At 64.8% G+C, this 16,707-nt stretch carries 14 protein-coding genes and 1 pseudogene; 9 read left to right on the forward strand and 6 right to left on the reverse strand.

Features of this window, described 5'->3' with window-relative positions; all coding sequences use genetic code 11:
* Window positions 1-16: 16 nt before the first annotated feature.
* The 3 genes from MTX35_RS14555 to MTX35_RS14565 all read left to right on the forward strand — a co-directional run bounded on the left by MTX35_RS14555 (window position 17) and on the right by MTX35_RS14565 (window position 4,264).
* A complete protein-coding gene (locus MTX35_RS14555; protein WP_243595661.1) occupies window positions 17-568 on the forward strand; it encodes a flavodoxin domain-containing protein in 552 nt (183 codons plus the stop codon).
* A gap of 119 nt (window positions 569-687) precedes the next feature.
* Window positions 688-951: a hypothetical protein gene (locus MTX35_RS14560; protein ID WP_243595662.1), complete on the forward strand. Its 264-nt coding sequence runs from the start codon at window positions 688-690 to the stop codon at window positions 949-951.
* 148 nt (window positions 952-1,099) lie between these two features.
* Window positions 1,100-4,264, forward strand: a complete 3,165-nt coding sequence (locus tag MTX35_RS14565; RefSeq protein WP_243595663.1) for an HAD-IA family hydrolase — start codon at window positions 1,100-1,102, stop codon at window positions 4,262-4,264.
* Here the strand turns inward: MTX35_RS14565 and MTX35_RS14570 are convergent.
* Both MTX35_RS14570 and MTX35_RS14575 read right to left on the reverse strand, forming a co-directional pair.
* Window positions 4,248-4,877: a cytochrome b/b6 domain-containing protein gene (locus MTX35_RS14570; protein ID WP_243595664.1), complete on the reverse strand. Its 630-nt coding sequence runs from the start codon at window positions 4,875-4,877 to the stop codon at window positions 4,248-4,250. The two genes, MTX35_RS14565 and MTX35_RS14570, sit on opposite strands and share 17 nt — an antisense overlap.
* Window positions 4,861-5,586, reverse strand: coding sequence for a molybdopterin-dependent oxidoreductase (locus MTX35_RS14575; RefSeq protein WP_243595665.1), 726 nt, complete (start codon window positions 5,584-5,586; stop codon window positions 4,861-4,863). Before MTX35_RS14575 ends, MTX35_RS14570 begins: the two co-directional genes overlap by 17 nt.
* An 88-nt stretch (window positions 5,587-5,674) precedes the next feature.
* Between MTX35_RS14575 and MTX35_RS14580 the strand changes: the two genes are divergently transcribed.
* The gene (locus MTX35_RS14580) at window positions 5,675-6,100 is read left to right on the forward strand and encodes a pyridoxamine 5'-phosphate oxidase family protein (protein WP_243595666.1); all 426 of its coding nucleotides are present in this window, start codon (window positions 5,675-5,677) and stop codon (window positions 6,098-6,100) included.
* A gap of 5 nt (window positions 6,101-6,105) precedes the next feature.
* Here MTX35_RS14580 and MTX35_RS14585 read toward each other — a convergent pair whose 3' ends face one another.
* Window positions 6,106-7,344, reverse strand: coding sequence for a lipase family protein (locus MTX35_RS14585; RefSeq protein WP_243595667.1), 1,239 nt, complete (start codon window positions 7,342-7,344; stop codon window positions 6,106-6,108).
* Window positions 7,345-7,461: 117 nt separating this feature from the next.
* Window positions 7,462-10,284, reverse strand: a complete 2,823-nt coding sequence (gene leuS, locus MTX35_RS14590) for a leucine--tRNA ligase (RefSeq protein WP_243595668.1) — start codon at window positions 10,282-10,284, stop codon at window positions 7,462-7,464.
* A gap of 68 nt (window positions 10,285-10,352) precedes the next feature.
* Here leuS and MTX35_RS14595 point away from each other — a divergent pair, with 68 nt between their 5' ends.
* The 4 genes and pseudogenes from MTX35_RS14595 to MTX35_RS14610 all read left to right on the forward strand — a co-directional run bounded on the left by MTX35_RS14595 (window position 10,353) and on the right by MTX35_RS14610 (window position 14,152).
* Window positions 10,353-10,757: an SdpI family protein gene (locus MTX35_RS14595; RefSeq protein WP_243595736.1), complete on the forward strand. Its 405-nt coding sequence runs from the start codon at window positions 10,353-10,355 to the stop codon at window positions 10,755-10,757.
* 4 nt (window positions 10,758-10,761) lie between these two features.
* Complete coding sequence (locus MTX35_RS14600) at window positions 10,762-11,742, forward strand: DUF1648 domain-containing protein (RefSeq protein WP_243595669.1); 981 nt, start codon at window positions 10,762-10,764, stop codon at window positions 11,740-11,742.
* Between the two features lie 9 nt (window positions 11,743-11,751).
* Window positions 11,752-12,753, forward strand: coding sequence for a bile acid:sodium symporter family protein (locus tag MTX35_RS14605; protein WP_243595670.1), 1,002 nt, complete (start codon window positions 11,752-11,754; stop codon window positions 12,751-12,753).
* A gap of 36 nt (window positions 12,754-12,789) precedes the next feature.
* Window positions 12,790-14,152 (forward strand): annotated as a pseudogene (locus MTX35_RS14610) (glutamate decarboxylase).
* 63 nt (window positions 14,153-14,215) lie between these two features.
* Here the strand turns inward: MTX35_RS14610 and MTX35_RS14615 are convergent.
* Together MTX35_RS14615 and MTX35_RS14620 are read right to left on the reverse strand one after the other, a co-directional pair.
* Entirely contained in the window at window positions 14,216-14,833 is a 618-nt protein-coding gene (locus MTX35_RS14615; RefSeq protein ID WP_243595671.1) for a YqgE/AlgH family protein, read from the reverse strand.
* 120 nt (window positions 14,834-14,953) lie between these two features.
* The gene (locus tag MTX35_RS14620; protein WP_243595672.1) at window positions 14,954-15,643 is read right to left on the reverse strand and encodes a TetR/AcrR family transcriptional regulator; all 690 of its coding nucleotides are present in this window, start codon (window positions 15,641-15,643) and stop codon (window positions 14,954-14,956) included.
* A gap of 118 nt (window positions 15,644-15,761) precedes the next feature.
* Between MTX35_RS14620 and MTX35_RS14625 the strand changes: the two genes are divergently transcribed.
* Window positions 15,762-16,691, forward strand: a complete 930-nt coding sequence (locus MTX35_RS14625) for an NAD-dependent epimerase/dehydratase family protein (RefSeq protein WP_243595673.1) — start codon at window positions 15,762-15,764, stop codon at window positions 16,689-16,691.
* Window positions 16,692-16,707: the final 16 nt, after the last annotated feature.

Below are 16,707 nucleotides of genomic sequence, written 5' to 3' on the forward strand. Positions count from 1 at the left end.
GGACGAGGTGCTTCACATGACGGATCCGAACTGCGTCGATGTGCTGGTGCTGTACGCCACGGCGAAGGGATCCACTCGCGGGATCGCCGAGAGGATCGCGTCGTGTCTGCGCACAGGAGGTACCCGGGTCGCGGTCAGGTCGGTGGCCGACACCTCGCCCCTGCCGAGCTGCGCTGCTCTCGTGTTCGGCAGCGCCGTCCACAACGGACAGTGGCTGCCGGCTGCCGAAGACATGGCGGGACGGATCGCGGAGGAGTGCGGCGTCACTGCTCCGGTGTGGGCCTTCTCGGTGTCCACCGTTGGATCGACCAGCACGCTTCTCTCCTCTCGGTTGGCCGACTTCCTCCGCCCCCGCACACCGGAACCGCTTGCCGTGCAGAGGCTTCGGAAGCAGGTCCCGCTTCGCGATCATCGATGGTTTGCCGGATCGATCGCACCGGGAGATTGGCCGGGGGTGGGCCGAGTGGTGTTCCGACTGATGGGTGGGCACTACCGTGACGCCCGCGACTGGCCAGACATCGAGCAGTGGGCCCGCCGAATCGAATCGGCCGTTCACTCGTCGACATGATCGAGCCGGTGGTGCTGCACCGCTCTCGGCCGTCGGATCAGGGACCTTCGGCCCTGTCGACGCAGACGTCGATTGAGGAATTCTCGGTACGGACGCAATCCTCACCACGGAGGTGCCCGATGCACAGACCCCCCTGGATATTCGACGACACCCGCGATCACCTCACGACCGATGTGCTGCTCACGGCCGGCATCATCGGGAGCGGTGTGTACGTCACGACGATGGCGCAGGGATCCACGACGTGGAGCTTCCTGTCCGGGTTTCTCGCCGCGACGATGTTGCTGGGTGCCACCGCTCTGTCTCACCCGGGAACATTGTTCGAGCGTTCGGACGGACGACCGAACCCCACCGCTGCAGAACCCGACCTCACGCTGGAACCATGACCGAGCCTGCCGACCGATTCGACCGGGTTGAGCCGGCAGACGCGATTCGAGCCGAACCCGAGACGGTGGTGTGGCTCGATCCGAGTCCACTCCAATCATGCTGGGAGCGAGTCGTGTTCGGACGTACTCACAGAGGTCATGTCGAGCAGTGAGGATTCAGGATCGCACGATCGCGGCCGTGCTGTTCGACCTCGATGGCGTTGTGACCGACTCCGCCGAGCTCCACGAACGAGCATGGAAGAAGACGCTCGATTCCCTTCTCACCGCGGCCGGACAGTCGGATCGCCCGTTCACCCACCAGGACTACCTCGATTACATCGACGGCCGACACCGCGTCGACGGCCTTCGCTGTTTCGCACACGCGCGGGCGATCGAACTGGCAGACCAGGACGGCATCGAGACCTGGGCTAGGCGAAAGAACGACGAGTACCTCCGCATTCTCGACGGCGAGGGCGTGCGCATTATCGACGCGACGGTCACCGTGCTCCGTCGGTTGCGGCTGGCGGGGGTGCCCACAGCGATTGTCTCCGCCAGCCGCAATGCCGCGCACGTCCTCGAATTGGCCGGTATCGGTGGATTGTTCGACGCCAGGGTGGACGGTGTGGATGCGGAACGACTCACCCTCCCGGGCAAGCCGGCACCCGCGATGTACCTCGAAGCCGCCCTGAGGCTGGGTTTGCCCCCGACATCCCTTGCCGTCGTGGAGGATTCGTCAGCCGGCATCGACGCTGCCCATGCTGGGCAGTTCGGCCTCGTCATCGGCCTGACACACGGGCAGCAGCCGGCGGGAGTGGACACCGCCGATGTCGTCGTCGGCGAGCTCACCGAACTCCACCTCGACTTCGACCCCGATCTATCGGCCCGGCAACACCGGTCGTGCGAGTTGTGCCGTGCCGATGTGTCCTCACCGTGGGCACTGCAATACCTCGGCCTCACTGCGTGGGAGGAAGGGGTCCGGGAGAGTCTGTGCACGCTGGGCAACGGTTACTTCGCAGTCCGTGGTGCCCTTCCCGAATCGGTCTCCGACGGCGTGCACGGTCCGGCTACGTACATTGCCGGTCTCTACGACAGGGCGACGTCGACGATCGACGGTGCCGATCACGAGGACGAATCCATCGTCGCCTGCCCCAACGGGTTGCTCACGACGTTCAGGATCGAAGACGGGCCGTGGCTGACCACCGACAATCAGCGTCTGCTGCACCATCATGTCGTGCTGGAACTGAAAGAAGGTGTGCTCCGTCGAGAGAGTCTGCTCGAAGACGATGCGGGGCGGCGCACGTGGCTTCGGCAAGCACGGATCGTATCGATGGCCTCGCCACATACTGCGGCACTGCGCAATCGGATCGAACCCGTGAACTACAGCGCACCGATCACCGTCCGCTCCGTCCTCGACGGAAACATCCGCAACGACAACGTTTCCGACTTCCGTTCGTTGAACAACATTCATCTGACCGATCACGACACAGGCACACTCACGGATGGCCGATCGTGGCTCCGCGCACGAACCGTCCAGTCGGCCATCACGGTCGTCGTGGCGGCACGAATGAACTCGCCGGCCCCGGTGCGAGCGGTCGGCAAGCAACCGACGGCGATCGCGCTGGACACCACGGCAGACGTCGAGGCAGGTACCACGTTGGAGGTCACCACGACGGTGGCTGTCTACTGTTCGCGTGATCGAGCGATCTCGGACCCCCTCGAATCGGCGTTGGCACTGGTGGCGGAGTCGGGACCCTTCACAGCACTCCTCGACGAACATCGCAGCCAATGGCAGCGGATCTGGAATCGCTACGAACTCGACGCATCGTGCGCCGACGAGCACACCATCCAGGCGCTCCGCCTTCAGCTGTTCCACGTCATCGCGTGCCTGTCCCCGCACACGATCGAACTCGACGTCGGTGTTCCTGCTCGCGGCCTTCACGGCGAGGCCTACCGCGGGCACGTGTTCTGGGACGAACTCTTCGTTCTCCCGCTCCTCAACCTGCGCCTACCCGAGCTGTCGAGGTCGCTGTTGCTCTACCGACACCGACGCCTCCCCCAAGCGCGGCGTCGAGCGCGCGAACTCGACTGTGCGGGAGCACTTTTCCCGTGGCAGAGCGGAAGCGACGGCCGCGAGGAGACGCCTCGATTTCTGTTCAATCCACGATCGGGGCGGTGGATGGCCGACCACTCGAGCCGCCAGTTCCACGTCGGACTCGCAGTCGCGTACAACGTGTGGCACTACTGGCAGGTGACGGCGGACTTCGGGTTCCTGGTCTCGTACGGTGCCGAGATGCTGATCGAAATCGCGAGATTCTGGGTCGGCCTCGCGAGCTGGGACTCGGCGGAGCAGCGATTCGACATCCGGGGCGTGATGGGTCCGGACGAATTTCACGACGGCTATCCAGGCCGACCCGGGGAAGGGATCGACAACTGCACCTACGTCAACGTGATGGCGTCGTGGAGCATTCGTCGAGCTCTGGACGCGTACGACATCGTCGGGCACGACGACGTCGGCCTGTGGAGCCGTCTCGAGATCGACCCGGGTGAACTCGACCAGTGGAGGTCGGTTGCGAACCGTCTTCGGGTGGAGTTTCTCGACAACGGCCTGCTCGCTCAGTTCCACGGGTACGGAAAGCTCAGAGAACTCGATCTCGACGAGTACCGGCGCAGATACGGCAATATCGGTCGACTGGACTTGATCTTGAACGCGGAGGGAGATTCCTGCGCGGAGTACAAGGTCTCGAAGCAGGCCGATGTGCTGATGCTCCTGTATCTGTTCACGGCCGAGGAGCTGACCGAGCTGCTCGGCTCGATGGGGTACGCCTTCGACCCGGTGACGATCCCCGCGACAATCGACTACTACCTCGACCGGACCACTCACGGTTCCACTCTCAGTAGGGTCGCCCATGCGTGGGTTCTCGCGCGCAGCAATCGAATCGACTCGTGGGAGATGCTCCGCACGTCCAGCGCCGCCGATCTCTCCGACACTCAACGAGGAACGACACGCGAGGGAATCCACCTCGCTGCCATGGCCGGCAGCATCGATATCGTGCAACGGTGCTACACCGGAATCGACGTCCGCGGCGACACCCTGTGGCTCCATCCGCAACTGCCGTCAGAACTCCGATCACTGGCATTCGATCTCCGCTACCGCGACCACCACATTCACGTCCGATGCGACGCGGCGTCGACGACCGTGAGCATCCAGCCGAGCGCGCGGCCGCCGATCTCGATCGACATCGACGGCCGGACCTACCTCATGAGCGGCGGTCGAACGGTCGTCCATCCATCGAATGCGACCACTGATTCTTCGACGATCACGGTCGATCACTGACGTCGGCCCGCGGACCCTCGTCCACCCACTCGGGATGCTCGTGCTCCGCCCAGTCTCGCGTGACCACACCCTCCGTCATTCCGCGCATGGCCTCGGTGTCGTTCCACGCGTACGTGATGTGTCCGACGACGAGTAGCCCGAATCCCAGTGCGAACCAGTCGTGCACGAAGGTCGCGCCGATGCGCCAGTCCAACGGACTCCAGTTCTGGAAATACATCACGGCACCGGTGAGCAGCAGCACCAGAATCGAACCGCCGCTGAGCGCGCCGTTGAGCTTCTGACCCGCATTGAACTTGCCGACGCCGATCGCACCGATGCGTCGAGCCTTGGAGCGCAACCACTTCCAGTCGTCGGCGACGAATCTGTTGAGGCGCGTCATGTCCCGTCGATACCCCCTGGATATCGCACCGGCGATCAACGGAATCGGCAACAGAAAGCCCGACCACACATGCACGAACTCCACCACGGGACGATTGCCGACGAGCACCGCGAGCGACCCGATGTACAGAATCGCCGCGGTCACCATGCACACGATCACCAAGACCCCGACTGCCCAGTGCACGTACCGTTCTACCCGGCCGAACCGATTGCGGTCGTCAGCTCGTGGGGTCATCGCGACGCCCGTTCGATTCGCCGACGTACGCGTCGACGTCGTATCCACGATTCTCCCAGTATCCGGGAACCACGTTGTCCGTCAGCTCGATTCCGCCGAGCCACTTGATGCTCTTGTAGCCGTACATCGGACCGACGAACAACCGCACCGGACCTCCGTGATCGTGGGTGACGGGGCCGTCGAGCATGGTCAACGCAACCAGTACGTCGTCGCGACGGGCCTGCTCGAGCGTCAGACTCTCGGTGTACGTGCCGTCGAACGAGGTGAACCGCAGCGACGTCGCCGATGCGGTGGGTCCGACGGCATCGAGGACATCCGCCAATCGCACTCCGCTCCAAGCAACTTCGGGCACCCGCCATCCCGTGACGCACTGGAAGTCACGCACCAACGACGTCTGCGGCATCGAACGGAGGTCCTGCAGAGTGAACGTCCGCGGTGAGTCGACGGAACCGCCCACCGTCAGGGCATAGGAGTTCTCGTCCTTGCGCGGCGCGCCCAGCGTCACCGAATAGAACCGGAAATTGTTCCCGACGGGAATCAGTCCGATCAGTCCCGTCGGATCGTGGTTACCGATCGGCCCGAGTACCGACGCGAGACCCTTCTGGACCGCGCCCCCACCGACGATGCCCGCCACCCCGGCCGCCACCAGGCCGAGCACGACTCGGCGACCCACGGGGCTACCCGGAATCTCGCGTTCGTCGATCGGCATTCCTCCACTGTCCACGCTCGACGGCGATCCGTCACCTGGTGCCCCTCGAAGTCTGGATGTTCGACGCGGGAAGTCCTACCGTGGAGACATGGCACTGTCGAAGACAGAACGCGAAGAGTATTTGGCCGAATCGCATATCGCCGCGCTGTCAGTGGCGGCCGGACCGGATCGCGGCCCGCTGACGGTCCCGATCTGGTACGACTACACCCCCGGCGGTGATGCCTGGGTACTGACCGGCAAGACGTCCAAGAAGGCCCAACTAATCAGGGCTGCAGGGCGATTCACCCTCATGATCGAACAGTCCGATCCGACGATCCGCTACGTCAGCGTCGAGGGCCCCGTGGTGCGCGAGGAACCGAGCACCCCGGAGCTGCTGCGCGACATGGCAGCCCGCTACCTGCCTCCGGACAAGGTCGACGGCTACCTCGAGATGGCCAACCGAGAGCACGAGGAGAACGTGGTGTTCTACCTGCGCCCCGAACACTGGCTGTCTGCCGATCTCGGGGCCATCTGAGATAACTACGAAGTCGGGGTCAAGGCATTGCCGGGCGGGATCGTCACACAGTTGCTGCGCGTCGGCCCACCGCCGAACCGCTCGGTGAGGAACTGCAGACCCTGAGCCTCGAAGGCCGGGAAGGCTTCGCTGTGCGTAAGGCCGTCGTACTGCGCGTACTGCACATCGACGCCCCTGGAGCAATAGTCGTGAGCCAGTCCCTGTACATCACCGGTGATCATGACGGAATCGCCGATCGGATCGGCCTGCCCGACCGCCAGGAACATCGGCGTCCGTGGAGTGCCCTGGCTGCCCATGATGTTGTCGTCGATCGCCGCCACCACCTCGGGTAGGTCGAGCAAGGAGGTGTACGGGGCCTTCACCATCGAGGCGTCGGTGAGCGTGGGGTAGTCGTCGGCGAACTGGGCAATGCATTCCTGATCGACCTGGTCGATCACCTCGAAGCCGTAGTCGGAGATGAAACTGGTCAGGTCGAGTCCGTACGCACGCTCGTAGGCGACGATCAGTGCCGGGATGACACCCGCCCACTCTCTGTTACCGCTGACGTACGGAAGGTTGTGAGCCAGGTCGACCGGCAGCCCGCCGGCCGCTACTCCGACGAGATTCAGCTCGGGTGCGTACTCGGGGGCGATCTCGGATCCCCATTGCGTCGGCACGGATCCACCGGAGTACCCGATCATCCCGACGGGGGTGCTCGACGGAACCTGCAGGAAAGACTGGGCCGCGCGAACGCCGTCCAGAGCTGCGTAGCCCGACTGCCGCCCGATCGTCCACTCGAGCTCCTCGCCCTCGTAATCCGGCACGACGACGGTGTAGCCGGCTGCGAGGTAACCGGCGATGACCGCCTGTTCCGCGCCGGCAATGGGACTGGTCGACCCGCCGCTGAGGGTGTACGAGGGATTGCACTGAGAGCCGAGGGCGTCGTACGCCATGTGGTACGAGACGATCCGCGTCGGCCCGGGGATCAAGGGCCGCAGCACCGTGGCGACCGTGACGACGCCGTCACCCTGCTGGTCGGTAGTTCTGTAGAGAACCTGACTCCCCGAGATCGGCGTCGGCTGGCTGGGGGTACGGAACGTCATGGGCCTCGACCGCAGCACCGTTCCGGGGGAGACGTCCAGGCCGCCGTCCCAATCGTAGAACGGATCATTCGCTGGAATCGGCGAGCCGGGTCCCGGATCCGCTTGTGCCACCGGCACACTCACCAAAGGTACGGACCCGAGAAGCAGTACGACCGAGGCCATCAGCCTCACCGCAAACCCTCTACCAGCCAGTGACATGGAACAATTAAACCCCCGCGAACTCGAAGTTATGGACGGAAATCACCAGATTTTCATCCATAACTTCGAGTTCGGCGAGAGCTACTTCAGAACGATGTTCACCATTCGACCCGGGATCACGATGATCTTGGTCGGGGCCTTGCCGTCGAGCAGGGCCACGATTTTCTCGTCCGCCAGTGCCGTCTTCTCGACGTCGTCCTTCGTCGCATCGGCCGGGACGGTGATGCGGCTGCGGACCTTGCCGTTGACCTGGATGGGGTAGTCGACGGTATCGGCGACGAGCCACTTCTTCTCCACGCGCGGGAAAGGCCCGTGTGCCAACGACTTCTCGTGACCGAGCTTGCTCCACAGTTCCTCGGACAGGTGCGGTGCCAACGGAGCCAGCATCAGGATCAGTGGTTCCACGACCCCACGCGGCGCACCGTCCGGGTACGCCTTGGTGATGTGATTGGTCAGCTCGATCAGCTTGGCACCGGCCGTATTGTCGCGCAGCGCAGCGTAATCCGCGTGCACGCCGTCGATCACGCGGTTGAGCACTCGCAGCGTGTCCTCGGTGGGCTTGGCATCGGTGACGCGAACCTCGCCGGTCACCTCGTCGAGCACCAGTCGCCACACGCGCTGCAAGAATCGCTGTGCGCCGACGACGTCCTTCGTCGCCCACGGCCGGGAGGTATCGAGCGGGCCCATCGACATCTCGTAGAACCGCAGGGTGTCGGCACCGTACTCGGCGAAGATCTCGTCGGGGGAGACCGAATTCTTCAGGGACTTACCCATTTTGCCGTATTCACGGTTGACGGGCTGGTCCTGATAGAAGTAGCCACCGTCGCGTTCGACGACCTCGGCCGCGGGCACGTAGACCCCGCGGGCGTCGGTGTACGCGTACGCCTGGATGTAGCCCTGGTTGTACAGCCGACGGTACGGCTCGCTCGAGCTGACGTGACCCAGATCGAAGAGCACCTTGTGCCAGAAGCGCGAGTACAGCAAGTGCAACACCGCATGTTCGACGCCACCGACGTAGAGATCGACGCCGCCCGGATCGTGGGGTCCGTGGATCTCCGGACGCGGACCGACCCAGTACTTCTCGTTCTCCGGGTCCGCAAAGGCCTCGGAGTTGGTGGGGTCGATGTAGCGCAGCTGGTACCAGGAGCTACCGGCCCACTGCGGCATCACGTTGGTGTCGCGGGTGTAGGTCTGCAACCCGTCGCCCAGATCCAGTTCGACGTTGACCCATTCGACGGCCTTGGCCAGTGGCGGGGACGGCTCGGAGCCCGCGTCGTCCGGGTCGAACGAGACCGGTGCGTAGTTCTCGACCTCCGGAAGTTCCACCGGCAGGGCGGAATCGGGTAGGCCGTGCGGGTTGCCCTCGGAGTCCCAGACGATCGGGAACGGCTCGCCCCAGTAGCGCTGGCGGGCGAACAGCCAGTCGCGCAGCTTGTACTGGATGGTGCCGCGTCCGGTGCCGTCCGCTTCCAGGCGTGCGATGACGGCGGCCTTGGCCTCGTCGACCGGCAGACCGTCGAGGAAGCCGGAGTTCACCAGCGCGCCGTCACCGACGTACGCTGCCTCGGTGACGTCGCCGCCCGAAATGACTTCGCGCACAGGCAGACCGAACGCGGTGGCGAACTCCCAGTCACGCGCATCGTGGCCGGGTACGGCCATGATCGCACCGGTGCCGTAGCCCGTCAGCACGTAGTCGGCGATGAACACCGGCACCTGCTCGCCGTTCACCGGGTTTGTCGCGTAGGCACCGATGAAGACGCCGGTCTTCTCCTTGTTCTCCTGCCGCTCCAGATCGGACTTGGCGGCGATCGACGCGCGATATGCCGCAACGGCTTCCGCGGGAGTGGCGGCCCCGCCGGTCCACGTGTCGGAGACATCCGCCGGCCACTCGGGAGCGATCAGCCCGTCGACCAGTTCGTGCTCGGGGGCGAGCACCACGTAGCTCGCGCCGAACAGAGTGTCCGGGCGAGTGGTGAACACCTCGATGCCGGAGAACGAGACCTGCGCACCGCGAGAGCGTCCGATCCAGTTGCGCTGCATCGTCTTGACCTTCTCGGGCCAATCCAGGTACTCGAGGTCGTCGACCAGTCGGTCGGAGTACGCGGTGATCCGCATCATCCACTGCCGCAGGTTCTTTCGGAACACGGGGAAGTTTCCGCGGTCGCTGCGTCCGTCCGCGGTGACCTCCTCGTTGGCCAGCACCGTACCCAGGCCGGGGCACCAGTTGACCATCGAGTTGGACTCGTACACCAGGCGGAAGCCGTCGATCACCTCACGGCGCTCGCCGACGGTCAACGACTCCCAGGAGCGGCCGTCGTCCAAGGCCCGCTCACCCGAGGCGAACGCCGCCTCCAGTTCCGCGATGGGCCGCGCCTTACCGAGGTCTGCGTCGAACCACGAGTTGAAGATCTGCAGAAAGATCCACTGTGTCCAGTGGTAGAAATCGACGTCCGTCGTCGCCAGGGACCGTCGGCGATCGTGGCCGAGGCCGAGGCGTCGCAGCTGGCGTCGCATGTTGACGATGTTGTCCTCGGTGGTGCTGCGCGGGTGCGTGCCCGTCTGCACGGCGTACTGCTCGGCCGGCAGACCGAACGCGTCGTACCCCAGGGCATGCAGCACGTTGCGACCCTGCATGCGGTGATAGCGCGCGAAGACGTCGGTGGCGATGTAGCCGAGAGGGTGCCCGACATGCAGGCCGCTGCCCGAGGGATACGGGAACATGTCCTGGACGAACAGCTTGTCGTCGGGGACCTCTCCGGCGAGCGTTCCGACCGGGTTGGGCGCGTCGAAAGTGCCCTGCGTCTCCCACAGATCCTGCCACTGCTGCTCGAGGCGCCCGGCGAGTTCGGCTGTGTAGCGGTACTCGGGAGCGGACTCGGTGGGTGCTTCAACGGAATCGGTCACACCTACCAGCCTAAAGTGTGACGCGGCCCGCCTGGTACCAGGACCTCGCTGCGCCGTATCCTGGCCAGGTGGTCATCGTCTCGGTTGTGTTGTTCGTGCTCGCCCTCGTCGTCGGGGCTGTCGCTGCCCTGTCACTGCTCGGCCGGCTCCCGCGCAATCGTTTCGCCGGTGTTCGTACCCCCGAGGCAATGCGCGACGACGAGACGTTCGTCCTCGCGAACCGTGTCGCCGGACCCACTACCGCCGCATCTGCGCTGGTACTGGCCATCGGCGGCGTAGCCGCACTCGCACTGAACGGCATCGCAGCCGTCGTCGGAGTGGTCGTTGCCCTCGTGGCCGCGCTGTTCATCGCCGCAGCCGGCGGATCCATCGGTGCCCGCGCAGCCGCAGCAGTGCCGGCACCCGCCGAGGCCGACGGATGCGGTCACTCGTGCATCTCCTGCAGCCTCAAGGACGCCTGCCAGCCGAGCTGAGCGCATGAAACAGAAGAGTCTGCGCACCTTCGACCCGGCCGGGGTCGTCTTCGGCGTTGTCGTGCCCCTTGTCGTGGCCGCACTGGGACTCGTCCTGGCGTACCTGTGGCAGGGCCGTCTGCCGGAGGAGGTCGCCACTCACTTCAGCGGCACCGAACCGGACGACTTCTCCAACCCGCTCTCCAACGCCTGGACCCTCGCGATCGCAATCGTGCTGGTGGGCGGCGGGTGCAGCGCCGTCGCATCCTTGGCTCGGGTGCTGCTGATCATGCGGCGCACGATGCTGATCATCGGGCTGACCGTCGTCGGGACGATCGGTGTGCTGCAGATCGCGACCCTCGTTCGCGAACTCGACATGGCGACCGCGCAGAGTGTCACCATCCCCGGTTGGGCCATGGCGGTGGGAACCGTCGTCGGGTTCGCTGCCGGGCTGTTCGGCGCATCGAGGCTGCGCGACCACCGCGAACGCACCGTCGCCACGTCGCCTCCGCACTCCGATCTGCCGCGGTGCAGTCCCGAGCTACCGCTGGTGGTCCATGTCGGAGCCAGTCGCGTCGCCGGCATCACCGTCGTGGCGGTGTCTCTGGCCGGGGCCGCTCTGACGTGCTACCTGTCCGGATCGCTCTGGCCGGTCTTCCTGTTCGCCCCACTGACCATTCTGATTCTGTCGCTGCTGCGCTTCACCGTGCACATCGACAGCGACGGCCTCTATGTCTCGAGCCTGGGGATGGCGGCATTCGACTACGACATCGACGAGATCACCGGGGCATCGGTTCGGACGGTCGACCCGTCGAAGGATTTCGGCGGTTGGGGTCTGCGGGCCAAGGGACGCGGAAACTACGCCGTCGCCACCGACGCCGGCCCCGCAGCCTTCGTCACGTTCGCCAACGGAGACCGGCTCACCATCAGTTCTGCCGACGCGAAGAAGATTGCCGGAACTCTCAACACCCTGACCGCGCGGACTCGCAGCACCTCGGTGGATTAAGTTAGCCGGGTGAAGTTGTTGCGGGATACCGTGTTGGATCCCTTCCTGTTGGGAATCTTCGCGGTCGCAGCGCTGGCGAGCCTCTTCCCGGCCACCGGCACGGCGGAGGACGTACTGGGTTGGGTCACGCGTATCGCCATCGCCCTGCTGTTTCTCATCTACGGCGCGCGACTCTCACCGCGCGACGCCTGGAACGGCATCAAGCACTGGCGGCTGCACTCGGTGATCCTGGCGTGTACGTACCTCCTGTTCCCGGCGCTCGGGCTGGCCTTGCGAATTCTCGTCCCCGGCGTGATCAGTGACGACCTCTACACCGGAATGCTGTTCCTGTGCCTGGTCCCCTCGACCGTGCAGTCCTCGATCGCCTTCACCTCCATCGCCCGCGGCAACGTCGCCGGTGCCGTGGTGAGTGCCTCGTTCTCCAACATCATCGGTGTGTTCGTCACCCCACTGCTGGTGATCGCCCTGATGACCACCACCGGTTCGGTGACCATCGACCCGGGCTCGATTCTCGACATCGTGGTCCAACTAATGCTTCCGTTCGCCGTCGGTCAGCTGATCCGGCCCTGGGTGACGGGGTGGCTCACCCGGCACAGCGCGCCGACAAAACTCGTCGACCGTGGTTCGATCCTGCTGGTCGTCTTCGCCGCCTTCAGCGAATCCATGAACCAGAACGTGTGGTCCTCGGTGGCGGTGTGGCGCATCGGCGTCGTCGTCGCAGTGTGCACCGCGCTGCTCGCCCTGGTGCTGACCATCACCTGGTACGGCGGCAAATGGTTGGGCTTCGCCTTCGAAGATCGGCTGGTACTGCTGTTCTGCGGCTCCAAGAAGAGCCTCGCCAGCGGGCTGCCGATGGCCGCAGTGCTGTTCGTCGGCCAACCCGTCGGACTGATCGTGCTGCCGCTGTTGATCTTCCACCAGATTCAGCTGATGGTGTGCACCGTGATCGCTCAGCATTTCGCGCGACGACCGGAACCAGAACAGAGCCCGGTGAGCAGCGTCGCGGACTAGATTGGGTGACAGTCGAGCCGATCACGGGAGAAGACGATGACCAGGAAAATCCATGCCGACGGTATCGTCTCTGCGGCCTACACCGGCCGGCTCGCCACCGATCCTGTACCCGCACTCAGACTTCCCGAGGATCAGCTCGATCCCGACGCCGCCTACCGCTACATCCACGACGAACTGATGCTCGACGGCAGCTCGCGACTGAATCTGGCCACGTTCGTCACCACCTGGATGGATCCACAGGCCGAAAAGCTCATGGCCGAGACGTTCGACAAGAACATGATCGACAAGGACGAGTATCCGTCCACCGCCGCCATCGAGGAACGCTGCGTCAATATCGTCGCCGATCTGTTCCATGCGCCCGGACTCGATCGCGAGGACCCGTCGTCGGCCACCGGGGTCTCCACCATCGGATCCAGCGAGGCCGTCATGCTGGCGGGGCTGGCACTCAAATGGCGCTGGCGGGCCAGGGGAGCGGGTACCGGCACTCCGAATCTAGTGTTGGGCAGCAATGTTCAGGTGGTGTGGGAGAAGTTCTGCCGCTACTTCGACGTGGAGCCCGAAGTACCTCCCCGTGGAACGCGGACGGTACGTCATCACCCCGGAACAGGTTCGGGACGCGGTGGACGAGAACACCATCGGCGTCGTCGCGATCCTCGGCACCACGTTCACCGGAGAACTCGAACCGGTGCAGGAGATCTGCGCTGCACTGGACGAGATCGCCGGCGGTGGCGGGCCGGACGTACCGGTGCACGTCGACGCGGCCAGCGGCGGCTTCGTCGTTCCGTTTCTGTATCCGGAACTCGAATGGGATTTCCGGTTGCCTCGCGTCAAGTCCATCAACGCCAGCGGCCACAAGTACGGACTGACCTATCCGGGAATCGGATTCGCCGTCTGGCGGACCAAGGAGGACCTGCCCGAGGATCTCGTGTTCCGCGTCAACTACCTCGGCGGAGACATGCCCACCTTCACGTTGAACTTCTCCAGGCCGGGTAACCAGGTGATCGGGCAGTACTACAACTTCCTGCGCCTCGGCAGGTCCGGCTACACCGACATCATGAAAGCACTGCGCGACACAGCCGTTCGCGTCAGCCGACACCTCGACAACCATCCCGACATCGAGGTGATCACCGACGGCTCGGCCATCCCCGTGCTGTCGTTCATGCTGAAAGCACACTGCGAGTTCACCGTCTTCGACGTGTCCCACGAACTACGCGCTCGCGGATGGCAGGTACCGGCATACACGATGCCCGACAACGCAACCGACGTCGCCGTACTCAGAATCGTCGTCCGAGAAGGCTTCAGTGCGGACTTGGGCCGAATGCTGTGCATCGCCATCGACGAGGTGATCGCTGGACTGACATCAGGCGGGCACTCGAGCGCGAGGGCCTTCTCCCACTAGTGCCTGCGGCAGTGGTGCGGTTAGGTGCCCGGGGTGGCACTTAACCACGCCACTGCGAAGCACTCAGTTACGGTCGACGTCGATCGGATGAGATGCCAACAGCGCCAACGGCATCGGCTGACGTCTCAAGACCTGCGCCCACAGATCGACGCGCGGCGGGCCGATCACGTCGGAAGCCAAGGCAGACAACACTATCCAGTCGTCTCGGTCGAGTTCGCCTTCGAGTTGACCGAACGTCCAGCCCGAGTACCCCGCGAAGATCCGCACACCTTCCACGAACGGCGCGATCTCGGCAGGATCGGAATCGAGATCGACCATCACCACTCGGCCGTCGACGCGTCGCAGACCGGGAATGCCGTCGATCGAGACGCCGGTCCGCAGCGTCGCCAGACACAGGGCCGAATCGCGCTTGACCGGGCCACCGACGTACAGCGCCTGCGGCTTTGCCGCCAGTTCGGACCAGTTGGGCAGTACGTTCTGCACCGCGGTCTCGCTGGGACGGTTGATCACGACCCCGAGGCTGCCCGCGTCGTTGTGTTCGATGATGTAGATGACGGTGCGTCGAAAAGTGGGCTCCACGAGTTCGATGGACGACACCAGCAGACTGCCGGGACGGACATCGCGTAAGGCCGACGCCGTCTGGTCCTCGGGTTCCTCCGCATGCGCTGCCACGCTAGTCATTGTGGCACCGCGCACCCACGGATGTGGCGCAAGCGACGCGGCCAGTTCTGATGGGTCGTTCCGCAGGCTCCACTCCCGCCTAACCTGGTCGTTCCGCAGGCTCCACTCCCGCCCCTGCTCCTAGTCGAGCCCGGCGATCTTCGTCAACAATCCCAACTGGTACTCGAACAGGTCGTCCCTGCTGGCGAACGTCGTGGCACCGTACTGATCGAACACATCGAAACTGATGGCCCCGAACAACGACGCCCACACCATCACTCCCCGGGCTATCAGCTCGTCGGGCAGATCTGTTCCCATCTCCCGGCGGATGTCCTCGAAGCTACCGTGCAGTGAGGCCAGTTCGGGCGGATCGGCTTCGACCTCCGGGCGCCGGGTCTGCCATGCCGAATGCAGGACGGCAACCAACGTGCTGATCACCCGGGTGCCCGGACCGGTGGTCTGCTCCGCGGGCGCGTGGTAGCCGGGCACCGGGCTGCCGAACAGCAACGCGTAGCGCGCCGGCTCCCGCAAGCCCCACTGCCGAACCGTCCGGCCGAGCGCGAGGAACTTCTCCTTGGGTCCGTCGGCCGCGTCCACCGCTGCGTCGACGGTGTCACCGAGCTCGGTGTATCCGTCGACGACGAGCAGGGTCAGCAACTCGTCGCGACTGGCGACGTATCGGTAGACGGCCGAGGACACGACGCCGAGGTCCCGTGCGACAGCGCGCAACGACAGGGCCGCCGCGCCGTCCGCGGCCAGGTGTTCGCGTCCGATGCGGGTGATGTCGGCCAGGGTCTGCGCACGGGCTCGGGTGCGGGGAGTACTCGCCATAGCCCTCACAGTAACTCCTGCTCTTTCGAGAGAGCAGTGCTCTTGCTTTATTGCCGAGACGGGTGCACACTCGACAGATCAGAGAGCACCGCTCTCGCTTACCTCGAATGGAGCGATCATGAACGAACTTCACGTCGTCACCGGAGCCGGACCCGTCGGCTGGACGGTCGCCGAACAACTTGCTGCGCAGGGGCATTCGGTGCGGGTGCTCACCCGTACCGGCAGTGGACCCGAGCACCCGATGATCGAACTCCGCGGCGTCGACATCGAATCCGACGATCTTCGACCCCACCTGAGCGGTGCCACCGCCGTCTACCACTGCACCCACGTCGCGTACGAGAACACGGTGTGGCGGGACAAGCTCGCCGCAATGGAGAACCGCGTGCTCGACGCGGCCGCGGGCACCGTCGTCGCGTTCCCCGAAAGTCTGTACGCCTACGGCCGGGTCGACGGACCGATCCGCGAGGACTCACCCCGCGACGCGACATTTCGGAAATTGGGAGTACGAACACAACTCCTCGCCGCACGCGACGCGCACTCGACCCCCACCGTCAGCGTCGCCGCCTCGGATTTCTACGGCCCGCGCGTGTTGACCTCGCACATGGGTGAACGGGTGATCGCACCCATTCTGACCGGTAAGCCGATCCTCGTCATGGCCTCTGCCGATCTGCCCCACTCGTTCACCTACGTCCCGGATCTGGCCGCCGCGATGATCACGGCCGCAGCGTCACCGTCGATGTGGAACACCGTCCTGCATGCACCCACCGCGCCTGCGGTGTCGCAGCGCGCAATGATCGAGATGTTCTCGGCTGCAGCACAAGTACCGACCCCGAAAGTCGGCGTCATTCCGACCTGGGCACTGCGACTGCTGAGTACGGTGCCCGGTCCGATGAAGGAGCTCGGCGACACCCTCTACCAGTTCCGCTACTCCTACCTCCTCGACTCGAGCCGTAGCGAGGCGATCCTCGGGCAGCAGCCCACGCCCCTCGTCGACGGTGCGGCGGCAACGATGAAGTGGTGGGCCGCGACTCCCGCCGTCTCCGTATGACGGGCGGGGGCTAAAG

This window comes from Rhodococcus sp. ARC_M12 (genome assembly GCF_022810385.1).
Classification (GTDB): domain Bacteria; phylum Actinomycetota; class Actinomycetes; order Mycobacteriales; family Mycobacteriaceae; genus Rhodococcoides; species Rhodococcoides navarretei.

What these genes read in the sequence shown, in the direction of transcription:
- MTX35_RS14570 (WP_243595664.1), bottom strand. Translation starts at nt 4,877, where the DNA reads ATGACCCCACGAGCTGACGACCGCAATCGGTTCGGCCGGGTAGAACGG.
- MTX35_RS14625 (WP_243595673.1), top strand. Translation starts at nt 15,762, where the DNA reads ATGAACGAACTTCACGTCGTCACCGGAGCCGGACCCGTCGGCTGGACG.
- MTX35_RS14600 (WP_243595669.1), top strand. Translation starts at nt 10,762, where the DNA reads ATGAAACAGAAGAGTCTGCGCACCTTCGACCCGGCCGGGGTCGTCTTC.
- MTX35_RS14615 (WP_243595671.1), bottom strand. Translation starts at nt 14,833, where the DNA reads ATGACTAGCGTGGCAGCGCATGCGGAGGAACCCGAGGACCAGACGGCG.
- MTX35_RS14575 (WP_243595665.1), bottom strand. Translation starts at nt 5,586, where the DNA reads ATGCCGATCGACGAACGCGAGATTCCGGGTAGCCCCGTGGGTCGCCGA.
- MTX35_RS14560 (WP_243595662.1), top strand. Translation starts at nt 688, where the DNA reads ATGCACAGACCCCCCTGGATATTCGACGACACCCGCGATCACCTCACG.
- MTX35_RS14555 (WP_243595661.1), top strand. Translation starts at nt 17, where the DNA reads ATGACGGATCCGAACTGCGTCGATGTGCTGGTGCTGTACGCCACGGCG.
- MTX35_RS14620 (WP_243595672.1), bottom strand. Translation starts at nt 15,643, where the DNA reads ATGGCGAGTACTCCCCGCACCCGAGCCCGTGCGCAGACCCTGGCCGAC.
- MTX35_RS14580 (WP_243595666.1), top strand. Translation starts at nt 5,675, where the DNA reads ATGGCACTGTCGAAGACAGAACGCGAAGAGTATTTGGCCGAATCGCAT.
- MTX35_RS14585 (WP_243595667.1), bottom strand. Translation starts at nt 7,344, where the DNA reads ATGGCCTCGGTCGTACTGCTTCTCGGGTCCGTACCTTTGGTGAGTGTG.